Annotated in this window: 26 protein-coding genes and 1 other annotated feature; of the genes, 25 read left to right on the top strand and 1 reads right to left on the bottom strand. The window is 41.2% G+C overall.

Going from position 1 to position 23681, the window contains the following annotated elements:
- Positions 1-17 precede the first annotated feature (17 nt).
- The 4 genes from cvfB (at position 18) to EJF26_RS03835 (ending at position 2768) form a co-directional block, all read left to right on the top strand.
- Complete coding sequence (gene cvfB, locus EJF26_RS03850; RefSeq protein ID WP_001095460.1) at positions 18-872, top strand: RNA-binding virulence regulatory protein CvfB; 855 nt, start codon at positions 18-20, stop codon at positions 870-872.
- Between the two features lie 11 nt (positions 873-883).
- Positions 884-1489, top strand: coding sequence for a GrpB family protein (locus tag EJF26_RS03845; RefSeq protein ID WP_029745494.1), 606 nt, complete (start codon positions 884-886; stop codon positions 1487-1489).
- The gene (locus EJF26_RS03840; RefSeq protein WP_001232085.1) at positions 1486-1701 is read left to right on the top strand and encodes a YozE family protein; all 216 of its coding nucleotides are present in this window, start codon (positions 1486-1488) and stop codon (positions 1699-1701) included. Before EJF26_RS03845 ends, EJF26_RS03840 begins: the two co-directional genes overlap by 4 nt.
- 80 nt (positions 1702-1781) lie before the next feature.
- Positions 1782-2768, top strand: a complete 987-nt coding sequence (locus EJF26_RS03835; protein ID WP_000658171.1) for a PhoH family protein — start codon at positions 1782-1784, stop codon at positions 2766-2768.
- Between the two features lie 62 nt (positions 2769-2830).
- On the opposite strand, the gene ald is transcribed toward EJF26_RS03835, so the two are convergent.
- Positions 2831-3943 carry an alanine dehydrogenase gene (gene ald, locus EJF26_RS03830; protein ID WP_000904717.1) on the bottom strand — a complete coding sequence of 371 codons (1113 nt, stop codon included), beginning with the start codon at positions 3941-3943 and terminating at the stop codon, positions 2831-2833.
- Between the two features lie 176 nt (positions 3944-4119).
- Here ald and EJF26_RS03820 point away from each other — a divergent pair, with 176 nt between their 5' ends.
- The 21 genes from EJF26_RS03820 to EJF26_RS03715 all read left to right on the top strand — a co-directional run bounded on the left by EJF26_RS03820 (position 4120) and on the right by EJF26_RS03715 (position 23622).
- Positions 4120-4689, top strand: a complete 570-nt coding sequence (locus EJF26_RS03820) for a GNAT family N-acetyltransferase (RefSeq protein ID WP_000443761.1) — start codon at positions 4120-4122, stop codon at positions 4687-4689.
- 66 nt (positions 4690-4755) lie between these two features.
- Entirely contained in the window at positions 4756-5403 is a 648-nt protein-coding gene (locus tag EJF26_RS03815) for a helix-hairpin-helix domain-containing protein (protein ID WP_000452007.1), read from the top strand.
- Entirely contained in the window at positions 5387-7627 is a 2241-nt protein-coding gene (locus EJF26_RS03810) for a DNA internalization-related competence protein ComEC/Rec2 (protein ID WP_000942440.1), read from the top strand. Before EJF26_RS03815 ends, EJF26_RS03810 begins: the two co-directional genes overlap by 17 nt.
- 405 nt (positions 7628-8032) lie before the next feature.
- Positions 8033-8626, top strand: a complete 594-nt coding sequence (locus EJF26_RS03800; protein ID WP_000956988.1) for an ABC transporter ATP-binding protein — start codon at positions 8033-8035, stop codon at positions 8624-8626.
- Positions 8623-9807, top strand: a complete 1185-nt coding sequence (locus EJF26_RS03795; RefSeq protein ID WP_000652065.1) for an ABC transporter permease — start codon at positions 8623-8625, stop codon at positions 9805-9807. The genes EJF26_RS03800 and EJF26_RS03795 overlap by 4 nt, the downstream gene beginning before the upstream one ends.
- A 156-nt stretch (positions 9808-9963) precedes the next feature.
- Positions 9964-10095, top strand: a sequence feature (ribosomal protein L20 leader region).
- A gap of 15 nt (positions 10096-10110) precedes the next feature.
- The gene (gene infC / locus EJF26_RS03790) at positions 10111-10641 is read left to right on the top strand and encodes a translation initiation factor IF-3 (RefSeq protein WP_000848184.1); all 531 of its coding nucleotides are present in this window, start codon (positions 10111-10113) and stop codon (positions 10639-10641) included.
- Positions 10642-10673: 32 nt separating this feature from the next.
- Positions 10674-10874, top strand: coding sequence for a 50S ribosomal protein L35 (rpmI, locus tag EJF26_RS03785; protein ID WP_001125942.1), 201 nt, complete (start codon positions 10674-10676; stop codon positions 10872-10874).
- 51 nt (positions 10875-10925) lie between these two features.
- Positions 10926-11285: a 50S ribosomal protein L20 gene (gene rplT / locus EJF26_RS03780; protein ID WP_000124834.1), complete on the top strand. Its 360-nt coding sequence runs from the start codon at positions 10926-10928 to the stop codon at positions 11283-11285.
- A 58-nt stretch (positions 11286-11343) separates the two neighbouring features.
- Complete coding sequence (gene gloA, locus EJF26_RS03775) at positions 11344-11724, top strand: lactoylglutathione lyase (protein WP_000157143.1); 381 nt, start codon at positions 11344-11346, stop codon at positions 11722-11724.
- Positions 11725-11970: 246 nt separating this feature from the next.
- Positions 11971-12771 (top strand): dihydroorotate dehydrogenase electron transfer subunit, encoded by an 801-nt coding sequence (locus tag EJF26_RS03770; protein WP_001070096.1) that lies wholly within the window; start codon positions 11971-11973, stop codon positions 12769-12771.
- Positions 12734-13720, top strand: coding sequence for a dihydroorotate dehydrogenase (locus EJF26_RS03765; RefSeq protein WP_080563306.1), 987 nt, complete (start codon positions 12734-12736; stop codon positions 13718-13720). Before EJF26_RS03770 ends, EJF26_RS03765 begins: the two co-directional genes overlap by 38 nt.
- 131 nt (positions 13721-13851) lie before the next feature.
- Positions 13852-15888: a glucosaminidase domain-containing protein gene (locus EJF26_RS03760; RefSeq protein WP_000722157.1), complete on the top strand. Its 2037-nt coding sequence runs from the start codon at positions 13852-13854 to the stop codon at positions 15886-15888.
- A gap of 83 nt (positions 15889-15971) precedes the next feature.
- Positions 15972-16208: a DUF2829 domain-containing protein gene (locus tag EJF26_RS03755; protein ID WP_000141913.1), complete on the top strand. Its 237-nt coding sequence runs from the start codon at positions 15972-15974 to the stop codon at positions 16206-16208.
- Positions 16201-16899, top strand: coding sequence for a 3-oxoacyl-ACP reductase (locus EJF26_RS03750; protein WP_000167098.1), 699 nt, complete (start codon positions 16201-16203; stop codon positions 16897-16899). The genes EJF26_RS03755 and EJF26_RS03750 overlap by 8 nt, the downstream gene beginning before the upstream one ends.
- Positions 16900-16909: 10 nt before the next feature.
- Positions 16910-17410 (top strand): NUDIX hydrolase, encoded by a 501-nt coding sequence (locus EJF26_RS03745; RefSeq protein WP_000403619.1) that lies wholly within the window; start codon positions 16910-16912, stop codon positions 17408-17410.
- Complete coding sequence (locus EJF26_RS03740; protein WP_000800853.1) at positions 17388-17747, top strand: hypothetical protein; 360 nt, start codon at positions 17388-17390, stop codon at positions 17745-17747. The genes EJF26_RS03745 and EJF26_RS03740 overlap by 23 nt, the downstream gene beginning before the upstream one ends.
- A 33-nt stretch (positions 17748-17780) precedes the next feature.
- Positions 17781-18377, top strand: a complete 597-nt coding sequence (locus tag EJF26_RS03735; RefSeq protein ID WP_001101063.1) for a DUF6707 family protein — start codon at positions 17781-17783, stop codon at positions 18375-18377.
- 24 nt (positions 18378-18401) lie between these two features.
- Entirely contained in the window at positions 18402-18842 is a 441-nt protein-coding gene (locus EJF26_RS03730) for an ASCH domain-containing protein (protein ID WP_000188803.1), read from the top strand.
- Between the two features lie 122 nt (positions 18843-18964).
- Entirely contained in the window at positions 18965-21511 is a 2547-nt protein-coding gene (locus EJF26_RS03725) for a M1 family metallopeptidase (protein ID WP_001149137.1), read from the top strand.
- Between the two features lie 109 nt (positions 21512-21620).
- Complete coding sequence (gene ciaR / locus EJF26_RS03720) at positions 21621-22295, top strand: two-component system response regulator CiaR (RefSeq protein ID WP_000590630.1); 675 nt, start codon at positions 21621-21623, stop codon at positions 22293-22295.
- Complete coding sequence (locus EJF26_RS03715) at positions 22285-23622, top strand: sensor histidine kinase (protein ID WP_000482352.1); 1338 nt, start codon at positions 22285-22287, stop codon at positions 23620-23622. The genes ciaR and EJF26_RS03715 overlap by 11 nt, the downstream gene beginning before the upstream one ends.
- The last annotated feature ends 59 nt before the right edge of the window (positions 23623-23681 follow it).

Below are 23681 nucleotides of genomic sequence, written 5' to 3'. Positions count from 1 at the left end.
ATTCGAAAGAAGGAAATATGAATACAAATCTTGCAAGTTTTATCGTTGGACTCATCATTGATGAAAATGACCGTTTTTACTTTGTGCAAAAGGATGGTCAAACCTATGCACTTGCCAAGGAAGAAGGTCAACATACAGTAGGGGATACGGTCAAAGGTTTTGCCTACACGGACATGAAGCAAAAACTTCGCCTGACAACCTTAGAAGTGACTGCGACTCAGGACCAATTTGGTTGGGGAACCGTAACAGAAGTTCGTAAGGACTTGGGTGTCTTTGTGGATACCGGTCTACCCGATAAGGAAATTGTGGTTTCGCTTGATATTCTCCCTGAGCTCAAGGAACTCTGGCCAAAGAAGGGGGATCAACTCTACATCCGTCTTGAAGTGGACAAGAAAGACCGAATCTGGGGCCTCTTGGCTTATCAGGAAGACTTCCAGCGTCTGGCTCGTCCTGCTTACAACAACATGCAGAATCAAAACTGGCCAGCCATTGTTTATCGTCTCAAGCTGTCAGGGACTTTTGTTTACCTACCAGAGAATAACATGCTTGGTTTCATTCACCCAAGTGAGCGCTATGCAGAGCCACGTTTAGGACAAGTATTAGAAGCGCGTGTCATTGGTTTCCGTGAGGTTGACCGCACTCTGAACCTCTCCCTTAAACCACGTTCTTTTGAGATGTTGGAAAATGATGCCCAGATGATTTTGACTTACTTGGAAAGCAATGGCGGTTTCATGACCTTGAATGATAAGTCATCCCCTGAGGACATCAAGGCAACCTTTGGCATTTCTAAAGGTCAGTTCAAGAAAGTACTCGGTGGCTTGATGAAGGCTGGAAAAATCAAGCAAGATCAGTTTGGTACAGAGTTGATTTAGGCTTTCTAAGTATGATAAAGAAACTTGAAGAAATGAGTTTAGAGGAACTCTGGCAACTTTTTCCTATTTTTCTGGTAGAGCATAAATCAGAGTGGAAAGACTGGTATGAATCGGAAAAAGCAAATCTGAAAAAAATACTGGGTGAAAATGTCATTAAAAGAATAGAACATATCGGTAGCACTGCTATCCCTAATATTTGGGCCAAGAACATCGTTGATATTCTATTAGAAGTAGGCAAAATAGAGGATTTAGCAAAGGTCAGGGATCTATTGGTGAAGAATGGTTGGCTAGTGATGTCGGAGAGTCCTAGCAGGATTTCGCTAAATAAAGGCTACACAGAGCAGGGCTTTGCCGAAAAAGTTTTTCATCTACATTTGCGACTGATGGGAGATCATGACGAGATTTATTTTAGAGATTATCTCTGTCAGCATCCAGATATCGCTCAAGCGTATCAGGAATTAAAACTGGATTTGTGGAAAAAATTTGAACACAATCGTGATGCCTATACAGCTGCTAAATCAGATTTTATAAATCACTATGTGTCAGAGGCTAAGTCCAGGAATTTTCAAGAATCAGAAAAGTTTCATCAAAAAAGTCTTGATAGGAGAAAGAATTGAGAAAATCATTTTACACTTGGCTCATGACTGAGCGCAATCCTAAAAGTAACAGTCCCAAAGCCATCTTGGCAGACCTCGCTTTTGAAGAGTCAGCCTTTCCAAAACACACGGATGATTTTGATGAGGTGAGTCGCTTTTTGGAGGAACATGCCAGTTTCTCTTTCAACCTAGGGGATTTTGACTCTATTTGGCAAGAATACTTAGAACACTAGAGACAATGAGATGAGGCTAGTATTTTATTGTTCTCTTTGCTATAATAAAAAGAAATAAAAGGATTAGAGAGGTTCTTTATTTGAAGGAACATTCAATAGACATTCAACTGAGTCATCCAGATGACCTGTTTCATCTTTTTGGTTCCAATGAACGCCATCTTCGTTTGATGGAAGAAGAGCTTGATGTGGTGATTCATGCTCGTACGGAGATTGTCCAGGTTTTGGGAGAAGAAGCTGCATGTGAAGAAGCCCGTCAGGTTATCCAAGCCTTGATGGTTTTGGTGAATCGTGGGATGACTGTCGGTACGCCAGATGTGGTGACTGCGATTAACATGGTCAAAAACGATGAAATTGACAAGTTTGTCGCCCTTTACGAAGAAGAAATTATCAAGGACAATACAGGCAAGCCTATTCGTGTCAAAACCTTGGGTCAAAAAATTTATGTGGATAGTGTCAAACAGCATGATGTGACCTTTGGAATTGGACCCGCAGGGACAGGGAAGACCTTCCTTGCGGTTACATTGGCAGTGACTGCTCTTAAACGTGGGCAAGTCAAGCGTATTATCCTAACTCGTCCAGCAGTGGAAGCTGGTGAGAGTCTTGGATTTCTTCCGGGTGATCTAAAAGAGAAGGTGGATCCTTACCTTCGACCAGTTTATGATGCCTTGTATCAGATTCTCGGTAAAGACCAAACGACTCGTCTCATGGAGCGTGAAATCATTGAGATTGCTCCTCTTGCTTACATGCGTGGACGGACTTTGGATGATGCCTTTGTCATTCTCGATGAGGCGCAAAACACGACCATCATGCAGATGAAGATGTTCCTGACGCGTTTAGGTTTTAATTCTAAGATGATTGTCAATGGAGATATCAGTCAGATTGACCTACCGCGTAACGTCAAGTCAGGTTTGATTGATGCCCAAGAAAAGCTCAAGAACATTCACCAAATTGATTTTGTTCATTTTTCAGCCAAGGATGTGGTTCGCCATCCAGTTGTCGCTCAAATTATCCGAGCCTATGAGCCAGCTCCAATTAAAAATGAAGAACAGAACCAAGAAACAGAATAGCAAAAAAGAGCAGTTCAGATGAAACTGCTCTTTCTCGTATCTGTGTTAATTAGTTGATGTCTTTAGACAAGTTCATCAATCGAAGTGTGCTCTTTATCTAGCCCTTGGGCAACTGGAAGGCTGGTTAAGTATCCTTGATAAGTTGTAACTCCTTCACGTAAGCCTTGATCTTCAGTGATTGCCTTCTTAAAGCCTTTTCCAGCTAAGGCTTCGATGTAAGGAAGGGTGACATTGGTCAGGGCGATGGTAGAAGTACGAGCTACGGCACCAGGGATGTTGGCAACAGCATAGTGGAGTACACCGTGTTTTTTATAGACGGGTTCATCGTGTGTTGTCACACGATCTGCTGTTGCGATAACACCGCCTTGGTCAACGGCAACGTCAACGATGACGGAGCCTGGACGCATTTGTTTGACCATCTCATCTGTCACCAATTTCGGTGCTTTGGCACCAGGGATGAGAACCGCTCCAATCACCACATCAGCATCTCTCACACTTGCTTCGATGTTGAATGAATTAGACATAAGAGTTTGAATTTGGTTTCCAAAGACTTCTTCTAGAACCGAGAGACGTTTCGCACTGATATCTAAAATAGTCACTTGAGCACCAAGTCCAAGGGCGATGCGGGCAGCATGTGTCCCGACAACACCGCCACCGATAATGGTTACTTTTCCTTTTGGAACACCTGGTACACCACCAAGTAGGACACCAGAACCACCAGCTTGTTTGGTAAGGAAGTGAGCTCCGATTTGAACCGCCATACGACCAGCAACCTCACTCATAGGAACGAGGAGCGGTAGTTGTCCTTGATTGTCACGAACAGTTTCGTAGGCAATTCCTGTTGTTTTTGCTGCTAACATAGCATCTGCTAATTCTGGAGCAGCTGCCATGTGCAAGTAAGTGAAGAGGAGAAGATCATCGCGCAAGTATCCGTATTCAGAAGCTAGTGGTTCTTTTACTTTCACGACTAATTCGGCAGCCCAGGCTTCAGCAGCAGTAGCGACAATCTCAGCTCCTTGCTTTTGATAGACTGCATCAGTAAATCCTGAACCGAGACCAGCATTTGTTTCGATGAGGACACGATGTCCACGAGAAACTAAGCTATGGACACCAGCAGGTGTGAGGGCAACGCGGTTTTCATTATTTTTAATTTCTTTTGGAATTCCAATTAACATAGAGATAACCTACCTTTCAATTGACGGGATTATTTTAACTGTCACATTCCATTTTATAAATCAAAAATGTGATGGTTTTATTGTATATGAAACCGCTTCAAAAATCAAGAAAAACTTGTTATCAAAATTTATTTGTGCTAGACTAATGAGAATCAAGCTTTAATGGAGGAAAAAGTATGGAATCAATATTTGTGAAATTTGCCCAGTATCCGTCTATAGAAACGGAGCGGTTGTTGCTCCGACCTGTAACCTTGAATGATGCAGAAGCTATGTTTGAATATGCCTCAGACAGAGAAAATACGCGCTACACTTTTCCAACCAATCAAAGCTTGGAAGAAACCAAGAATAACATTGCTCAGTTCTACTTGGCTAATCCCTTGGGACGCTGGGGGATTGAACTAAAAAGCAATGGAAAATTTATTGGAACCATTGACCTACACAAGGTCGACCCTGTCCTTAAAAAGGCTGCAATCGGCTATATTATCAATAAAGACTATTGGAATCAAGGATTGACGACGGAAGCCAATCGAGCTGTGATTGAGCTGGCTTTTGAGAAGATTGGAATGAACAAGTTGACCGCCCTTCACGATAAGGAAAATCCTGCATCTGGCAAGGTCATGCAGAAATCAGGCATGCGCTTTTCCCATGCAGAACCATATGCTTGTATGGATCAACATGAAAAAAGTCGAATCGTCACAAGAGTTCATTATGTCTTGACCAAGGAAGACTATTTTGCAAATAAATAAGCAGTTGAAAAGATTTTTCAGCTGTTTTTTTCTTTCTCTTGCGAATAACTTAAGAGAGGAGAAAATATGGAAGTCATTATCGAGAAAATCAAAGAATATAAAATCATTGTCATCTGTGCAGGTTTGGGTTTGGCCTTAGGCGGTTTTTTCCTGCTAAAGCCAAGTTCACAAACATCTGTGAAAGAAACAAATTTGCCGGCTGAAGTTGCAGCCGTTTCAAAGGATTCATCGTCTGAAAAAGAAGTGAAGAAGGAAGAAAAGGAAGAATCTCCTGAACAAGATCTGATCACAGTAGATGTCAAAGGTGCTGTTAAATCGCCGGGGATCTATGATTTGCCAGTAGGGAGTCGGGTCCATGATGCTGTTCAAAAGGCAGGTGGATTGACAGAGGAAGCAGATAGCAAGTCGCTCAATCTAGCTCAGAAAATCAGTGATGAGGCTCTGGTTTACGTTCCTACAAAGGGAGAAGAAGCTAGTCAGCAGACTGCCTCTGGAACGACTCCTTCGACAAGTAAAGAAAAGAAGGTCAACCTAAACAAAGCTAGTCTGGAAGAGCTCAAGCAGGTCAAAGGACTGGGAGGTAAACGAGCCCAGGATATTATCGACCATCGTGAGGCAAATGGTAAGTTCAAGTCTGTAGACGAACTCAAGAAGGTCTCTGGTATTGGCGCAAAGACCATAGAAAAGTTAAAAGACTATGTTACAGTGGATTAAGAGTCTTCCTATCCCCTTAATCTATCTGGGTTTTCTATTACTTTGGCTTTACTATGCCATTTTCTCAGTATCTTATCTTGCTTTACTAGGCTTTGTTTTTTTGCTGCTCTGTCTCTTTCATCAATTTCCTTGGAAATCTGCAGGCAAAGTTTTAGCGATTTGTGGAGCCTTTGGCTTTTGGTTTCTGTTTCAAGCTTGGCAGCAGAGTCAAGCTAGTCAAAACCTAGCGGATTCTGTTGAGAGGGTACGAATTTTGCCAGATACCATCAAGGTCAATGGAGATAGTCTGTCCTTTAGGGGCAAGGCCGACGGCCGTACTTTCCAAGTCTACTATAAACTCCAGTCCGAGGAGGAGAAAGAGCAATTTCAGGCCTTGACAGATATTTATGAGATAGAACTAGAAGGAAAACTGTCCGAGCCAGAAGGCCAGAGAAATTTTGGTGGATTTGACTACCAAGCCTATCTGAAGACTCAGGGGATTTACCAGACACTAACTATCAAGAGAATCAAGTCACTTAAACAGGTTCGCAGTTGGGATATAGGAGAAAATCTGTCCAGTTTACGTCGAAAGGCTGTAGTTTGGATCAAGACGCACTTTCCAGATCCTATGCGGAACTACATGACGGGGCTTTTGCTAGGACATCTGGATACGGACTTTGAGGAGATGAATGAGCTTTATTCTAGTCTAGGGATTATCCATCTCTTTGCCTTGTCTGGTATGCAGGTGGGCTTTTTCATGGATGCCTTTAAGAAACTCCTATTACGATTGGGCTTGACTCAAGAAAAGTTGAAGTGGCTAACTTATCCTTTTTCCCTTATCTATGCAGGTCTGACAGGATTCTCGACTTCGGTCATTCGTAGTCTCTTGCAAAAGTTACTAGCCCAACATGGTGTTAAGGGCCTGGATAATTTCGCCTTGACGGTTCTTGTCCTCTTTATCATCATGCCCAACTTTTTCCTGACGGCAGGAGGTGTCTTGTCCTGTGCCTACGCTTTTATCTTGACTATGACAAGTAAAGAAGGGGAGGGGCTCAAGGCTGTTGCCAGAGAAAGTCTAGTCATTTCCTTAGGAATATTGCCCATTCTATCTTTCTATTTTGCAGAATTTCAGCCTTGGTCTATCCTTTTGACCTTTGTCTTTCCCTTTCTTTTTGACTTGATTTTCTTACCACTCTTATCTATCTTGTTTGCCTTTTCTTTTGTCTATCCTGCCGTTCAATTTAACCTTATCTTTGAATGGTTGGAGGGCATAATTCGCTTGGTTTCGCAGATGGCAAGCAGGCCTTTGGTCTTTGGACAACCCAATGCATGGCTATTGATTCTTCTCTTAGTTTCATTAGCCTTGGTCTATGATATGAGAAAAAATATCAAAAGACTAGCAGGGTTTAGTCTCTTTATCGTGGGGCTCTTTTTCTTGACCAAATATCCACTGGAAAATGAAATCACTATGCTGGATGTAGGGCAGGGGGAAAGTATTTTTCTACGGGATGTGACTGGTAAAACCATCCTCATAGATGTGGGAGGCAAGGCAGAATCTGATAAGAAAATCGAATCTTGGCAGAAGAAGGTAACTACTAGCAATGCCCAGAAAACCTTGATTCCTTATCTTAAAAGTCGAGGAGTAGCTAAGATTGACCAGCTGATTTTGACCAACACAGACAAGGAACATGTTGGAGATTTGCTGGAGGTGACCAAGGCTTTCCATGTCGGGGAGATTTTAGTATCAAAAGGAAGTCTGACACAGAAGGAATTTGTAGCAGAACTACAAGCGACTAAAATCAAGGTACGCAGTGTGACAGCAGGGGAGAACTTGCCGATTTTTGGCAGTCAGTTAGAAGTATTATCTCCAAGGGAAATTGGAGAAGCTGATGCCGATGATTCCTTGGTTCTTCATGGAAAACTTTTGGATAAGCACTTTCTCTTTACTGGAAACTTGAAAGGGAAGGGAGAGAAAGAACTTTTAAAGCAATACCCTGACATAGAAGTGGATGTCTTGAAAGCAGGCCAGCATGGTGCTAAAACTTCATCAAATCCAGTTTTCCTAGAAAAACTCAAACCAGAGATCACTCTTATTTCAGTGGGTAAGAACAGTCGTGCCAAGCTCCCCCATCAGGAAACCTTGACACGATTGGAATCCATCAAGAGTAAGATTTACCGAACCGATCAGCAAGGAGCCATTCGCTTTAAAGGATGGAATAGTTGGCGAATGGAAAGTGTTCGTTAGGAAGGAAATGTTATATATTAGTGAAATAAACTGAAAATCTGTTGCATAATACTGAGAAAAACGATATAATAAAAGCGTTTTCAATAGTAATGATATAAAGGCAATGAAAACCTTGAAAAATCAGAAAAAGTTGTTTTATTAGCCAGTTTGTTATCTATTGATCTTTTTCAGTCCAGCGTATCTGCTGTGACAATCACTAAGTTATCGGTATGATTACAATACCGCTTGGAAGTATAGTATGAATCACCACAGACATAAAAATGTGTAAACATTTCAAGATGGTCTGCTTATTACTCTATAATGACTATAAAGTTGGTCCGATTGGCATTATGTTCGCTATGAGGTCATTAACTACTAGACAGGAAACTATTAATCGTTAAAAATTGAGAAAAAGGAGGGCTGGATATGTTAACTCTTACTCATGTTACCTTAAAAACGCGACAAGTCATCTTGCAAGATGCGGATTTCACCTTTAAAAAGGGTAGGATTTATGGCCTTCTTGCTATCAATGGCTCGGGAAAGACGACACTGTTCCGAGCTATTAGCAAGCTGCTTCCCCTTAGTAGTGGACATATCGCAGCCTCTCCTTCTTTGTTTTATTATGAGAGTGTTGAATGGCTGGATGGAAACTTAAGTGGGATGGACTACCTTCGTCTCATAAAGAACATCTGGAAGTCAGGCCTGAACTTGAGTGATGAAATCGCCTATTGGGAAATGTCTGACTATATCAGCCTTCCTATTCGTAAGTATTCCTTAGGGATGAAGCAACGCTTGGTGATTGCCATGTATTTCCTCAGTCAGGCGAAATGCTGGCTCATGGATGAGGTAACAAACGGTTTAGACGAATATTATCGACAGAAGTTTTTTGATAGGCTGGCACAAATCAATAGACAAGAACAGCTGGTTCTTTTGAGTTCCCACTACAAAGAGGAGTTGGTGGAGATTTGCGATAGCATGGTAACCATTCGTCAGGGGCAGATAGAAGAGGTTCCGTTATGAAAGATATTAGCCTATTTTTGTTAAAGAAAGTTTTCAAAAGTCGCTTAAACTGGATTATCTTACTTTTATTTGCATCTGTACTCGGTGTTACCTTTTATTTAAATAGTCGGACTGCAAACTCAGTCAGCTTGGAGAATCGGTTGGAAACTCGTATTGCAGCCAACGAGAGAGCTATCAATGAAAATGAAGAGAAACTCTCCCAAATGTCTGACACCAGCTCGGAGGAATATCAGTTTGCTAAAGAAAATTTAGACATACAAAAAAATCTTTTGACTCAAAAGAAAGAAATTGTGGCTTTGTTAAAAGAAGGACGCTGGAAAGAAGCCTACTATTTGCAGTGGCAAGATGAGGAAAAGCGTTATGAAATTGTATCGAAGGAATCGACTTCTGACTCTGACTTTAAAATGGCGGTTGACCGCGAACGAAAGACTTACCAAGCCCTGTATCCCTTGAACATAAAAGCCCACAATTTAGATTATCCGACTCACGGGATTGATCAGATTCTCTGGATTTTAGAGGCTATCATCCCAACCTTGTTTGTGATTGCTATTATTTTTATGCTAACACAACTGTTCGCAGAAAGATATCAAAATAATCTCGACACAGCTCAGTTGTATCCTTTTTCAAAAGTGACATTTGCCTTGTCTTCTCTTGGAGTTGGGGTGAGCTATGTAACCGTGCTGTTTATCGGAATCTGTGGATTTTCTCTTCTAGTGGGAAGTCTGATAAGTGGTTTTGGACAGTTAGATTATCCCTACCCGTTCTATAGCTTAACCAATCAAGAGGTGACTATTGGGAAGATACAAGATGTGTTATTTCCTAGTTTGCTCTTAACTTTCTTGGCTTTTATTGTCATTGTGGAAGTCGTCTACTTGATTGCTTACTTTTTCAAGCAAAAAATGCCTGTCCTCTTTCTTTCCCTCATCGGGATTGTTGGCTTATTGTTTGGTATCCAAACGATCCAGCCTCTTCAGAGTATTGCACATCTGATTCCCTTTACTTACTTGCGTTCAGTGGAGATTTTATCTGGAAGATTACCTAAGCAGATTAATAATGTAGATTTAAATTGTAGCATGGGTATTGTCTTACTTTCTTGCCTGATTATTCTTTTGTTAGTGGGGATTCTATTTATCGAAAGATGGGGAAGTTCACGTAAAAAAGAAGTTTTTAATAGGTCTTAGCGTTCCTATATGGAAGGTGAGGAAAAAACTAACACAGGGAGGGAACCAACTAGGTTCTCTCTTTTTGATGCGGACATCAAGAAGAAAACAGAAATTTTTTGAAAAAATGACTTTTTATCTTGACAAGGGCTAGAAAACTTGGTATCATATAAAAGTTGAGAAAAGCAGAAGTGAGAGCTTCTCGCCTTGTGACATCAAGTTGCCTGGCCCTACGGATGAAAAGTTTCTAAGAAACGCTATCATAACGTGCGGGCTTGTATCATTACGAGCCCGCTCTTGTTTTTCTCTAATAATAAAAAAGAGGTGAAAACCATAGCAAAGCAAGACTTATTCATCAATGATGAAATTCGTGTACGTGAAGTTCGCTTGATCGGTCTTGAGGGAGAACAGCTAGGCATCAAGCCACTCAGCGAAGCGCAAGCATTGGCTGATAGTGCAAATGTTGACTTAGTATTGATTCAACCCCAAGCAAAACCGCCTGTTGCTAAAATTATGGACTACGGTAAGTTCAAATTTGAGTACCAGAAAAAGCAAAAAGAACAACGTAAAAAACAAAGTGTTGTTACTGTGAAAGAAGTTCGTCTGAGTCCAACTATTGACAAGGGAGACTTTGACACAAAACTTCGCAATGCACGTAAATTCCTTGAAAAAGGAAATAAAGTTAAGGTATCTATTCGCTTTAAAGGGCGTATGATCACCCATAAAGAGATTGGTGCAAAAGTTTTAGCCGAGTTTGCTGAAGCAACACAAGATATTGCCATCATCGAACAACGAGCTAAGATGGATGGACGCCAAATGTTCATGCAGTTGGCGCCAGCAACTGACAAAAAATAGTTGTCAGAAAGTTAAATAAAGGAGAAAAAATCATGCCAAAACAAAAAACACACCGCGCATCAGCTAAACGTTTCAAACGTACAGGTTCTGGTGGACTTAAACGTTTCCGTGCTTACACTTCTCACCGTTTCCACGGAAAAACTAAGAAACAACGTCGTCATCTTCGTAAAGCATCTATGGTGCATTCAGGAGATTTCAAACGTATCAAAGCAATGCTTACTCGCTTGAAATAATAGCCTAACAGTAAGTAAACAATTCTAGGAAATATTTGGAGGAAATAAAACATGGCACGTGTTAAAGGTGGCGTTGTATCACGCAAACGTCGTAAACGTATTCTTAAATTAGCAAAAGGTTACTATGGAGCTAAACACATCTTGTTCCGTACTGCAAAAGAACAAGTAATGAACTCTTACTACTATGCATACCGTGACCGTCGTCAGAAAAAACGTGACTTCCGTAAATTGTGGATCACTCGTATCAATGCGGCAGCTCGTATGAACGGACTTTCTTACTCACAATTGATGCATGGTTTGAAATTGGCTGAAATCGAAGTTAACCGTAAAATGCTTGCTGACTTGGCTGTTAACGATGCAGCAGCTTTCACAGCTCTTGCAGATGCAGCTAAAGCAAAACTTGGTAAATAATAATTGATAAGACTGGAACAGAATTGTCCCAGTCTTTTTAGAAATAAAGGAGAAAGCTATGGCTTCAAAAATGCTACACACCTGCTTGCGAGTAGAAAACCTTGAAAAATCAATCGCCTTCTATCAAGATGCTTTTGGTTTTAAAGAATTGCGTCGCAAGGATTTTCCAGATTATGCCTTCACCATTGTCTATCTAGGACTTGAGGGTGATGACTACGAGTTGGAATTGACCTATAACTATGACCACGGCCCTTACGTGGTAGGAGATGGCTTTGCCCATATCGCCCTCAGCACACCTGACCTTGAGGCTCTTCATCAAGAACATAGTGCCAAAGGCTATGAGGTTACAGAGCCCAAAGGCCTACCAGGAACCCCACCAAACTATTACTTTGTCAAGGATCCTGACGGCTACAAGGTCGAAGTCATTCGTGAAAAATAATCCAGTAAAGTCAAGTAGAATGTTCGTTTTCTACTTGACTTTTTTTCATCTAAAGAGTATACTAATACAAATTTAACCTTTAAGGGGAGTCCAGAGAGACTCACAAGGTGTCAGATAAAAGGGATAGGGGACTCTCTGTGGAGACTTTTTAAGTGTGTGCATGAGTTCTAGCCTAACCCAACTGAGGCCTTGCATTAGCAAGGCCTTTTCTTTATCTGCTCCCCTTAAATTTAAGGAGGAAAAGTCATGAATCCCACATGTAAGAAGCGTTTGGGTACCATTCGTTTGGAAACCATGAAGGTGGTTGCTCAGGAGGAAATCGCGCCGGCAATCTTTGAATTAGTCCTAGAAGGGGAGATGGTTGAAGCCATGCGAGCAGGTCAATTTCTCCATCTGCGCGTGCCTGATGATGCCCATCTCTTGCGCCGTCCTATTTCAATTTCATCTATTGACAAGGCAAACAAGCAGTGTCATCTTATTTATCGGATAGAGGGGTCTGGGACTGCTATTTTTTCAACATTAAGTCAGGGTGATACTCTTGATGTGATGGGGCCTCAGGGAAATGGTTTTGACTTGTCTGACTTGGACGACCAGAACCGAGTTCTCCTCGTTGGTGGTGGGATTGGTGTTCCACCCTTGCTCGAGGTAGCCAAGGAATTGCATGCGCGTGGTGTGAAAGTAGTAACAGTTCTCGGTTTTGCTAACAAGGATGCTGTTATTCTCGAAACGGAATTGGCCCAATATGGTCAGGTCTTTGTAACGACCGATGATGGTTCTTATGGCATTAAGGGAAATGTGTCAGTCATCATCAATGACTTAGAAAATCAGTTTGACGCCGTCTACTCATGTGGAGCTCCAGGAATGATGAAGTATATCAATCAAAGATTTCATGATCACCCAAGAGCCTATCTATCTTTGGAATCTCGTATGGCTTGTGGAATGGGGGCCTGCTATGCCTGTGTCTTAAAAGTGCCAGATAGTGAGACGGTCAGCCAACGCGTCTGTGAAGATGGCCCTGTTTTCCGTACAGGAACAGTTGTATTATAAGGAGAAAGTCATGACTACAAATCGTTTACAAGTTTCTCTACCGGGCTTGGACTTGAAAAATCCCATCATACCAGCATCAGGCTGTTTTGGTTTTGGTCAGGAGTATGCCAAGTACTATGATTTAGACCTTTTAGGCTCCATTATGATCAAGGCGACGACACTTGAACCCCGTTTTGGTAATCCAACTCCTAGGGTAGCAGAGACACCTGCTGGTATGCTCAATGCAATCGGCTTGCAAAATCCGGGTTTAGAAGCTGTTTTATCTGAAAAGTTGCCTTGGCTGGAAAGAGAATATCCTACGCTTCCCATCATCGCCAATGTTGTAGGCTTTTCAAAACAAGAGTACGCTGCCGTTTCTCGAGGAATTTCGAAGGCAGCAAATGTAAAAGCGATCGAGCTCAATATATCCTGTCCCAATGTGGATCACGGCAATCATGGACTTTTGATTGGGCAAGACCCTGATCTAGCTTATGAAGTGGTAAAAGCGGCTGTGGAAGCTTCCCATGTGCCAGTTTATGTCAAGTTAACCCCTAGTGTAACGGATATCGTCACCATCGCCAAAGCCGCAGAAGATGCAGGAGCAAGTGGGTTAACCATGATCAATACTCTAGTCGGTATGCGCTTTGACCTCAAAACCAGAAAGCCAATCTTGGCCAATGGAACGGGTGGGATGTCAGGCCCAGCAGTCTTTCCAGTAGCCCTCAAACTCATCCGCCAAGTCGCCCAAACAACAGACCTGCCCATTATTGGAATGGGAGGAGTAGATTCGGCTAAAGCTGCGCTAGAAATGTATCTGGCTGGTGCCTCTGCTATCGGAGTTGGAACAGCTAACTTTACCAATCCTTATGCTTGTCCTGATATCATCGAAAATCTGCCAAAAGTCATGGACAAATATGGCATTAGCAGTTTGGAAAATCTCCGTCGAGAAGTTAAAGCCAGTCTGAGATAAACTAGGTCTTCCTTATCGTCAACAAGACATAGAATCTTCATCAATTTGTAATATTTCCGTTAGTTAACTATGTTACAATAAGGTTTATAAAATAGTAATAGTGTAGATAGTTTTCTACTGAGGAGAATAAAATGAAGAAGATACTACTTGCAAGTACTGTCGTTCTTTCTATGGCAGGATTTGCAAAGACATCTGTATATGCTGAAGAATCTCAGGTTACGAAAAAAACTCAGACCACAGATGTAGTCGAGAAAAAAGAGGAAGCTACTCCGAAAAAGGAAGTTCCCCAAGTGGAGCCCAAGAAAGAGCCGGTTGTAAAAGAGGAAAATTCTTCTAAAGATGACTCATCCAAAAAGGAAAAAAAAGAGGAAGTTATCGAGGAAGTTATCAAGGAAGGTTGGAAAAAAGAGCAAGGAAACTGGCGTTTTTATGAAAATAACCAGCCTGTCGTAAACTGGAAAAAAATTGGTGACGTCTGGTATTACTTTGATAAAAATGGCATTATGCTCAGTAATACCATAGTTGATGATTACCTTGTCAAAGGTAACGGTGCTATGGCGGAAAACGATTGGGTGAAAATATCTGACCAATGGTACTATGCAACAGCTTCAGGCAAGATTTCTCGCAATAAATGGGAAAAGATTGAAGGCGTCTGGTATTACTTTGACAAAAACGGTATTATGCTCAGTAATACTATAATTGATGATTACCTTGTCAAAGGCAACGGTGCTATGGCAGAAAATGATTGGGTAAAAATATCTGACAAGTGGTACTATGCAACAGCTTCGGGCAAGATTTCTCGCGACAAATGGGAAAAGATTGAAGGTTCTTGGTATTACTTTGATAAGGATGGTGTCATGCTTAGTCGCACCATCTATAATGACTATCTCTTCCAAGGTAGTGGTGCCATGGCAGAAAATGATTGGGTGAAAATATCTGACAAGTGGTACTATGCAACAGCTTCAGGCAAGATTTCTCGCAACAAATGGGAAAAAATAAAAGGAACATGGTACTATTTCAATAGCGATGGTGTGATGGCAAGTAGCCAGTGGAAAAGTGACTATTATCTGAAAGATAGTGGCGCTATGGCGGAAAAAGAGTGGATTTTTGATAAATCCTACAATAGCTGGTTTTACTTGAAGTCAGGTGGGACCTACGCTTCACGTGAATGGATTGGTTCATACTACCTTAAATCAGGTGGCTATATGGCCAAAAATGAATGGATTTTTGACAAAGATTACGATGCTTGGTACTATCTAAAAGATGATGGTCGATATGTAACAGGTACTTTTACGATCAAAGGTAAAGAGTATTCCTTCCAGAATAATGGGAAGTGGATATCAGAGGCAAAATATTACAAAGTGAAACCGATTACTGCTTATATTTATAGCGCTTCTGGTGAAAGATTGAGTTATGTATCCAAAGGAACTATCGTCTCACTTGGAGATGTCCAATCTAAAAAAGATAGTCAAATACCAGTCAATGTTTCTGGTTTATCTGGCTTCATGAATAAAAGTGATTTAGAAGCTATTGATAAAGATAGTGAATTTGTCCCTCATTATACAAGTGATGGCAAGTATTTTTACCATGAGTTATCACCTTATGTAAGTCTCCGTGTTGCGCCACATAGCTCAGCTATGACTATTGGTAAGAAATATTATTCAACTGATGGAATTCATTTTGATGGCTTTACCATTGAAAATCCCTTCCTCTTTAGAAATTTGACTAAACCAAGTAATTACAGCGCAGCCGAATTGGATAAAGTTTATTCTTTGATGAATATTCGGGATAGTCGCCTCGCTGGTAAGGGTGCTATTTTTAAGGAAGCTGAGAAACGCTATGGTGTGAATGCTCTTTACTTAATGGCTCATAGTGCACTTGAGAGTGCTTGGGGACGGAGCCAGATTGCCAAGGATAAGAATAACTTCTTTGGAATTGCAGCTTATGATTCGAGCCCATATACCTCGGCCAAAAAATTTGATGATGTGGATAAGGGGATCCTCGGCGCGGCTAAGTGGATTCGTGAGAACTACATTGACTATGGACGAGACCATCTTGGAAACAAGGCTTCTGGTATGAATGTACGCTATGCTTCTGACCCATACTGGGGAGAGAAAATTGCCAGTATCATGATGACTATCAATAGCAAACTTGGTGGGAAAGACTAGGGAAGAACAAAATCGGGAACCATGATAGATTGGTTGTCGATTTTTTGTTATAATAAAAAAAGTAGACAACAAAGGAGACACTCATGACATTTGAAGAAATCCTGCCTGGATTAAAGGCTAAGAAAAAATATGTACGAACTGGTTGGGGAGGGGCTGAAAACTATGTCCAACTTTTTGACACCATCGAACAAAACGGAGTTGCACTTGAAGTGACGCCCTATTTTCTAATCAACGTGTCCGGAGAAGGGGAAGGTTTTTCCATGTGGAGTCCGACACCTTGTGATGTTTTGGCGACAGATTGGGTAGAAGTGCATGACTAAACGTGTATTGATCACGGGAGTGAGTTTAGGGATCGGTCTGGCTCAAGCTCGACTCTTTTTAGAGAATGGCTATCAAGTTTACGGTGTGGATCAAGTCGAAAAGCCAATCTTAGACGGTGATTTCCACTTTTTACAGAGAGATTTAACTCTTGATTTAGAGCCTGTTTTTGACTGGTGCCCTCAGGTGGATGTCTTGTGTAATACTGCAGGAGTTTTGGATGCTTATAAGCCCCTATTGGAACAATCAGCGCGGGAAATTCAAGAGATTTTTGAAATCAACTACATAACTCCTGTTGAGCTAACTCGACATTATTTGACAAAAATGCTAGAAAATAAAAAAGGAATTATTATCAATATGTGTTCGATTGCCTCAAGCCTAGCTGGCGGAGGTGGTCATGCCTATACCTCGTCTAAGCACGCCTTGGCTGGCTTTACCAAGCAGTTGGCTCTAGACTATGCAGAGGCAGGTATTCAGGTCTTTGGTATCGCTCCAGGAGCTGTTAAGACAGCTATGACCGCCGCGGATTTTGAGCCAGGTGGGTTGGCAGACTGGGTGGCTAGTGAAACGCCCATCAAGCGCTGGATTGATCCAGAGGAAGTAGCAGAGCTTAGCTTTTTCTTAGCAAGTGGAAAAGCAAGCGCCATGCAAGGACAAATCATTACGATTGATGGTGGTTGGTCTTTGAAGTAGGAGAAGTTGGATGGAAATCAAAAATCACTTTGGAGTCTATGGCATTTGCTTTGAAAATGAGAAGCTTCTCTGCATTGAAAAAACGAGAGGCCCTTATCAACATCGTTATGATCTACCGGGTGGTAGTCAGCAACTTGGTGAAGGACTGACGAAAACTCTGATTAGAGAAGTTTTGGAAGAGACAGGATATAAGCTTAAGGGTTACGCTAATCCTAGGATTTATGATGTGCTGGTTCAAGAAGATGGGCAAGACTTTGCAGTACATCATATCATGGCCTTTTATGATATAGTACTCGATTTTGAACACTCTCAAAATTCAATTCCTCAGGAGGTTCTTGATGGAAGTAATGATTCAGCAAATGTACTTTGGTTGAATTTGGAAGAACTTACTACAGAAAATGCATCGCCATTAGTTTTGAAGGTTAAGTCTGAATTACTAGGATTTCCAGAATTAGATATGACAAGCTATAGAAATTGGAAGGTGAGAGATGAAAAATTATTTAATGAATGAAAGTATATTTCAGTATCCTGAATCATTTAAAAAAATGGTAGAACTCAATTTAGTTGATTTTGATATTTGGTATTTTTTAGATTCAGAATGGGCGCTATCTCTGTACAAGGGGTTGCAGGAAAGGTATCCAACAAGAAAGTTGATTCCATTCGCTAAAAGAGGAGATTGTGATGATACTGCTTGTTTTGAAATAGGAAAGAGCAATAGGGTTCAACTCATTCATGACTTTGCTGCAGAAGGCTGGGAGCAACGGGAAGAGTTTAATGACTTTTGGGAATGGGGAGAATATGCAGTCAACTGCATGATAGAATATAATAAAGATGATGGGATAGAGTAAAGGCTTATTGTAAGTATTAAAAGGAGTAGATACATGAATGTTAAAGAACTAATCGAAGAGGTTGAAAACGATGCTGAGTTAGTATCGTATTTAAACCTGGTCCCCAAAAAGAATAAAAAAACTCAGATGGATGCTATGCATGTTCTCAATCGCTTAAGTTATATCTTGTATCTGTCCGATAATACTGCTTTAGCTCAGTCAATGATTGATAAAATGGTTCAAGTTAACTTTGACGGTGATTATCGCTATTGGGAACCTGTGCAAAATTCTGCTTTACTGGCTATTCTGATAGATGAAGAAAAATATCTAACACAAGTAAGAGATAGGATTCTCTATGCATTAAATTATAGTGATGAAGTGAGTGTATTTGGGAAAAGAAAGGTACACAAACGTTTTTTGACAGGTTTTAGATTAAACTCTCTTCAAACAGAGTTAGAGAAAGCCAAGGATGAAGTTTCGCAAATGAATAAAAGAATGGGAATCTTATTTCATTTATTGTATTTAAAAACTTTTTCCAATGAATTGGAAATCGATCGGGATTTAGTTAATAATGAGATTCAAAGCATGATTTTAATTCTTCGTGACTATATTTTAATAAATGGATTTAAGCAACTCTATCCCTTTAAATAAAAAAGTAAATGAAAAGGAGTACCCATGACACCTCAAGAAATGTGGAAAGCATACAAGCAAATCAACCCCTCTATCGGCGATGAGATAGATGCCTGGGCTTTTGGAGTGGAAGCCGATCTCTTGGCAGATTTGGTTTTAAAAGGCGAAAAGACAGCAACCGCCTCAGCCTACGATCTCTACGCATTAGAAGGCGAATCTCTACCGCAAGAAGGGACATTTGACGTCATTTTAGATAGTCAAAATCAGGCTGTCTGCATTGTCGAAATTACAAAGGTTTCCGTTCAGCCCTTTCATCAAGTTTCTGCTGACCATGCCTTTAAGGAAGGGGAAGGTGACAAATCCCTAGCCTATTGGCGTCAGGTTCATGAGGACTGTTTCGCTGACTGGCTGAGAGAGGCAGGACTAACTTTTACGCCTGACAGCAAGGTCGTTTTGGAAGAGTTTCGCAAGGTCTACCCTCTGTAGACAGATAGAAGGAAGAAAGTTTTGGAAATCGCCGCCCAATCCTTTTTTCTTAAGCAAAACATGATATAATAAGTTTGTTTGAAGAAGAGCAACAGCTCTTAAACTTAGAATAGGAGAAAACTATGCAAGCAGTTGAACATTTTATTACGCAATTTGTTCCTGAACACTATGATTTATTTTTAGACTTGAGTCGTGAGACCAAGACGTTTTCTGGGAAGGTGACCATTACTGGTCAAGCACAGGGTGACCGTATTTCCCTTCACCAAAAAGACTTGGAAATCGCTTCTGTAGAAGTTGCGGGTCAAGCTCGTCCGTTTACAGTTGACCATGACAATGAAGCCCTTCATATCGAATTGGCTGAGGCTGGTCAAGTTGAATTGATTATTGTTTTTTCAGGAAAAATTACAGACAACATGACAGGGATTTACCCTTCTTACTACACAGTTGATGGAGTGAAGAAGGAAGTCTTGTCTACTCAGTTCGAGAGCCATTTTGCGCGTGAAGCCTTCCCATGTGTGGACGAGCCTGAAGCCAAAGCAACTTTTGATCTTTCTCTACGTTTTGACCAAGCAGAAGGTGAATTGGCCTTGTCAAACATGCCAGAAATTGATGTTGAAAACCGTAAGGAAACGGGTATCTGGAAGTTTGAGACAACACCTCGCATGTCTTCTTACTTGTTAGCCTTTGGTGCTGGTGATTTACAGGGGGTAACAGCTAAAACTAAAAACGGTACCCTCGTAGGTGTCTACTCAACCAAAGCCCACCCACTATCTAACCTTGATTTCTCACTAGACATCGCCGTTCGCTCAATCGAGTTTTACGAAGATTACTACGGAGTTAAGTATCCAATTCCTCAATCTCTCCATATTGCCCTTCCTGATTTCTCAGCAGGTGCTATGGAAAACTGGGGTCTTGTCACTTACCGTGAAGTTTACTTGGTTGTGGATGAGAACTCAACCTTTGCTAGCCGCCAACAAGTTGCCCTTGTTATCGCTCACGAACTTGCCCATCAATGGTTTGGAAACCTTGTGACTATGAAATGGTGGGATGACCTTTGGCTCAATGAAAGCTTCGCTAACATGATGGAATACGTCTGTGTCGATGCCATCGAGCCAACTTGGAATATCTTTGAAGACTTCCAAACAGGTGGTGTGCCGGGAGCACTTAAACGTGATGCGACTGATGGCGTTCAGTCTGTCCACGTCGAAGTTAAACACCCAGATGAAATCAATACGCTCTTTGACGGAGCTATCGTCTATGCCAAAGGAAGTCGCCTCATGCACATGCTTCGTCGTTGGCTCGGCGATGCTGATTTTGCTAAAGGTTTGCATGCCTACTTTGAAAAACACCAATATGGAAATACCATTGGTCGTGACCTATGGAATGCCCTTGGACAAGCGTCTGGTCGTGATGTGGCAGCCTTCATGGATTCTTGGTTGGAGCAACCTGGTTATCCAGTTCTTACTGTTAAAGTTGAGAATGATGTCTTGAAGATTTCGCAAAAACAATTCTTTATCGGTGAGCACGAAGACAAGAATCGTCTCTGGGTTGTGCCACTCAACAGCAACTGGAAAGGATTACCAGATACACTCGAAACTGAAAGTATTGAAATTCCTGGCTATGCAGCTCTTCTTGCTGAAAATGAAGGAGCTCTTCGTCTCAACACTGAAAATACTGCCCACTACATTACCGACTATCAAGGAGACTTGTTAGAAGCTGTTCTTGCTGAGCTAGAGACACTTGATAATACAAGCAAACTGCAAATCGTGCAAGAACGTCGTTTGCTTGCTGAGGCAGGTCACATTTCTTATGCTGACTTGCTACCTGTGCTTGATAAACTTGCTAAGGAAGAGTCTTACCTTGTGGTTTCAGCTGTTTCTCAAGTGATTTCTGCCCTTGAGCGCTTTATTGATGAAGGAACAGAAACTGAGAAATCCTTTAACCGTCTCGTTGCTAAATTGGCTCGTCACAACTATGACCGTCTTGGTTTTGAAGCTAAAGATGGTGAATCAGATGAAGATGAATTGGTTCGTCAGTTGACCATTTCCATGATGATTCGCTCCAATGATGCAGAAGCTAGTCAAGTCGCTAGCCAAATCTTTGCGACTCACAAGGAAAATCTTGCAGGACTTCCAGCAGCAATTCGCGCTCAAGTTCTCATCAATGAAATGAAACACCATGAGACCAAGGATTTGGTGGCAACTTATCTGGACCTCTACACTCATGCGACGGATGCAGTCTTCAAACGTCAGTTGGCAGGGGCTCTTGCCTATAGTAAAGATACGGATAATATCCAAACCTTGATTAGTTCATGGAAAGATAAATTTGTGGTGAAACCACAAGACCTTTCTTCATGGTATCTCCAATTCCTAGGACACCAAGCTACCCAAGAAACTGTTTGGGTTTGGGCGCGTGAAAACTGGGACTGGATTAAGGCAGCCCTTGGTGGTGATATGAGCTTTGATAGCTTTGTCATCTTCCCATCGCATATCTTTAAAACAGATCAACGCTTGGCAGAGTACAAGGAATTCTTTGAACCACAACTCTCTGACCTTGCTCTTAGCCGTAATATCAAGATGGGAATCAAGGATATTGCAGCGCGTGTTGACTTGATTAAGCGTGAGAAAGCGGCAGTAGAAGCTGTTGTAGCCCAATATGCTAAAGCTTAATTCGTTCGAAATGTAAATAAAAACTCAACTTTCTATCTGAAAACAAGAGAGAGTTGAGTTTTTTTTAAGGCAATTTTGGTATAATAATCATAACAAGGAGGAGTTTCTGATGATAAAAATCTTATTAGTAGAAGATGACCTAGGTCTGTCAAACTCAGTATTTGACTTTTTAGATGATTTTGCTGATGTCATGCAGGTCTTTGATGGTGAAGAAGGACTTTACGAAGCTGAGAGTGGCGTTTATGACTTGATTCTGCTTGACCTCATGTTGCCTGAAAAAAATGGCTTCCAAGTTTTGAAAGAATTGCGTGAAAAAGGAATTACAACCCCTGTCCTTATCATGACTGCTAAGGAAAGTTTGGATGACAAGGGACATGGTTTTGAGTTGGGAGCAGATGATTATCTGACCAAGCCTTTCTACCTTGAAGAACTCAAAATGCGGATCCAAGCCCTTCTCAAACGTTCAGGTAAGTTTAACGAAAATACCTTGACCTATGGGGATATTGTCGTCAACCTTTCAACGAATGAAGTAAAAGTGGAAGATACTCCTGTGGAACTGCTTGGAAAAGAGTTTGAGTTATTGGTTTACTTCCTTCAAAATCAAAATGTCATTCTTCCCAAGACACAAATTTTTGACCGTCTATGGGGATTTGATAGCGATACGACTATTTCCGTTGTAGAAGTCTATGTCTCAAAAGTTCGTAAGAAATTGAAGGGGACAGCCTTTGCTGAGAATCTTCAAACCTTGCGTAGTGTCGGGTATATTTTAAAAGATGTTCAATAAACTAAAAAAAACATGGTATGCGGATGATTTCAGTTATTTCATTCGAAACTTTGGAGTGTTCACCCTGATCTTCTCTGCTATGACCTTGATTATCCTTCAGGTCATGCACTCGAGTCTCTACACTTCTGTAGATGAAAAACTACAAGCCCTTAGCACTAGCCCTCAAGCTGTCATCCAATTAGCCCTTAATCGGGCAACTGAAGAAGTCAAAGATATTCAACCAGCAACAGCGGATGCCAGCAAGGCTGAAATCAAGCCCAATGTCAGCTCCAATACGGAAGTCTTGCTCTTTGACAAGGATTTTAACCAACTCTTACTGGGTAACCGCTTTTTAGGCTTGGACAAGATCAAACTGGACAAGAAAGAGTTGAATCATATTCGGCAAATCCAAGTTGTCAATAGCTACGGTCAGGAAGAAACCTACCGAATGATCTTGATGGAAACAAATTCGTCCACTGTTTCAAGCAATGTTAAATATGCGGCGGTTCTAATCAATACCAGCCAGCTTGAGCAAATCAGCCAAAATCACGAGCATTTAATTGTTGTAGTCATGGCTAGTTTCTGGCTCCTGTCTTTAATTGCCAGTGTTTACTTGGCACGTGTCAGTGTCAAACCCTTGCTGGAAAGTATGCAAAAGCAGAAGTCCTTTGTTGAAAATGCAAGCCACGAACTGAGAACACCTTTGGCTGTTTTACAAAATCGTTTAGAGACTCTCTTTCGAAAACCAGAAGCGACGATCATGGAATCCAGCGAAAGTATTGCTTCTAGCCTCGAAGAAGTTCGGAATATGCGTTTCCTTACAACCAACCTTCTCAATTTAGCACGTCGAGATGATGGACTTAAGCCAGAAATAGCAGAAGTTTCTCCACAATTCTTTAAAACCACCTTTACCAACTATGAGTTAATTGCTTCTGAAAATGATCGAGTTTTTGACTATGAAAATCGGATTTATCGTCCCTTCATGACCGATCAGTTGCTCTTAAAACAACTCATGACCATCTTGTTTGATAATGCCATCAAGTATACCGAAGAAGATGGAAAAATTGAGTTTGTGGTTTATGCTACAGATCGCCACCTCTATCTAACAGTAGCGGATAATGGGATTGGAATCTCAGCTGCTGACAAGAAGAAAATCTTTGACCGTTTTTACCGTGTAGACAAGGCGAGAACCCGTCAGAAAGGTGGCTTTGGCCTTGGATTATCTTTGGCCAAGCAGATTGTTGATGCCTTACGAGGAACGATTAGCGTAAAAGATAACAAACCTAGAGGAACGATTTTTGAAGTTAAAGTCGCTATCCAATCTCCTCCAAAACGAAAGAATAAATAAAAAAGACAGTTTTATAACTGTCTTTTCAGATAACTAGAAAATAGGTTGGTAGTAGTACC

It is taken from the genome of Streptococcus oralis subsp. dentisani, assembly GCF_007475365.1.
GTDB classification, from domain to species: Bacteria; Bacillota; Bacilli; order Lactobacillales; family Streptococcaceae; genus Streptococcus; species Streptococcus mitis_AX.
The sequence above is the reverse complement of the archived record's forward strand: the minus strand, read 5'-3'. Positions and strand labels throughout refer to the sequence as shown.

What these genes read in the sequence shown, in the direction of transcription:
- cvfB (WP_001095460.1), top strand. Translation starts at nt 18, where the DNA reads ATGAATACAAATCTTGCAAGTTTTATCGTTGGACTCATCATTGATGAA.
- EJF26_RS03845 (WP_029745494.1), top strand. Translation starts at nt 884, where the DNA reads ATGATAAAGAAACTTGAAGAAATGAGTTTAGAGGAACTCTGGCAACTT.
- ald (WP_000904717.1), bottom strand. Translation starts at nt 3,943, where the DNA reads ATGTTAATTGGAATTCCAAAAGAAATTAAAAATAATGAAAACCGCGTT.
- EJF26_RS03820 (WP_000443761.1), top strand. Translation starts at nt 4,120, where the DNA reads ATGGAATCAATATTTGTGAAATTTGCCCAGTATCCGTCTATAGAAACG.
- EJF26_RS03815 (WP_000452007.1), top strand. Translation starts at nt 4,756, where the DNA reads ATGGAAGTCATTATCGAGAAAATCAAAGAATATAAAATCATTGTCATC.
- EJF26_RS03810 (WP_000942440.1), top strand. Translation starts at nt 5,387, where the DNA reads ATGTTACAGTGGATTAAGAGTCTTCCTATCCCCTTAATCTATCTGGGT.
- EJF26_RS03800 (WP_000956988.1), top strand. Translation starts at nt 8,033, where the DNA reads ATGTTAACTCTTACTCATGTTACCTTAAAAACGCGACAAGTCATCTTG.
- EJF26_RS03795 (WP_000652065.1), top strand. Translation starts at nt 8,623, where the DNA reads ATGAAAGATATTAGCCTATTTTTGTTAAAGAAAGTTTTCAAAAGTCGC.
- rpmI (WP_001125942.1), top strand. Translation starts at nt 10,674, where the DNA reads ATGCCAAAACAAAAAACACACCGCGCATCAGCTAAACGTTTCAAACGT.
- rplT (WP_000124834.1), top strand. Translation starts at nt 10,926, where the DNA reads ATGGCACGTGTTAAAGGTGGCGTTGTATCACGCAAACGTCGTAAACGT.
- gloA (WP_000157143.1), top strand. Translation starts at nt 11,344, where the DNA reads ATGGCTTCAAAAATGCTACACACCTGCTTGCGAGTAGAAAACCTTGAA.
- EJF26_RS03770 (WP_001070096.1), top strand. Translation starts at nt 11,971, where the DNA reads ATGAATCCCACATGTAAGAAGCGTTTGGGTACCATTCGTTTGGAAACC.
- EJF26_RS03765 (WP_080563306.1), top strand. Translation starts at nt 12,734, where the DNA reads ATGGCCCTGTTTTCCGTACAGGAACAGTTGTATTATAAGGAGAAAGTC.
- EJF26_RS03760 (WP_000722157.1), top strand. Translation starts at nt 13,852, where the DNA reads ATGAAGAAGATACTACTTGCAAGTACTGTCGTTCTTTCTATGGCAGGA.
- EJF26_RS03755 (WP_000141913.1), top strand. Translation starts at nt 15,972, where the DNA reads ATGACATTTGAAGAAATCCTGCCTGGATTAAAGGCTAAGAAAAAATAT.
- EJF26_RS03750 (WP_000167098.1), top strand. Translation starts at nt 16,201, where the DNA reads ATGACTAAACGTGTATTGATCACGGGAGTGAGTTTAGGGATCGGTCTG.
- EJF26_RS03745 (WP_000403619.1), top strand. Translation starts at nt 16,910, where the DNA reads ATGGAAATCAAAAATCACTTTGGAGTCTATGGCATTTGCTTTGAAAAT.
- EJF26_RS03740 (WP_000800853.1), top strand. Translation starts at nt 17,388, where the DNA reads ATGAAAAATTATTTAATGAATGAAAGTATATTTCAGTATCCTGAATCA.
- EJF26_RS03735 (WP_001101063.1), top strand. Translation starts at nt 17,781, where the DNA reads ATGAATGTTAAAGAACTAATCGAAGAGGTTGAAAACGATGCTGAGTTA.
- EJF26_RS03730 (WP_000188803.1), top strand. Translation starts at nt 18,402, where the DNA reads ATGACACCTCAAGAAATGTGGAAAGCATACAAGCAAATCAACCCCTCT.
- EJF26_RS03725 (WP_001149137.1), top strand. Translation starts at nt 18,965, where the DNA reads ATGCAAGCAGTTGAACATTTTATTACGCAATTTGTTCCTGAACACTAT.
- ciaR (WP_000590630.1), top strand. Translation starts at nt 21,621, where the DNA reads ATGATAAAAATCTTATTAGTAGAAGATGACCTAGGTCTGTCAAACTCA.
- EJF26_RS03715 (WP_000482352.1), top strand. Translation starts at nt 22,285, where the DNA reads ATGTTCAATAAACTAAAAAAAACATGGTATGCGGATGATTTCAGTTAT.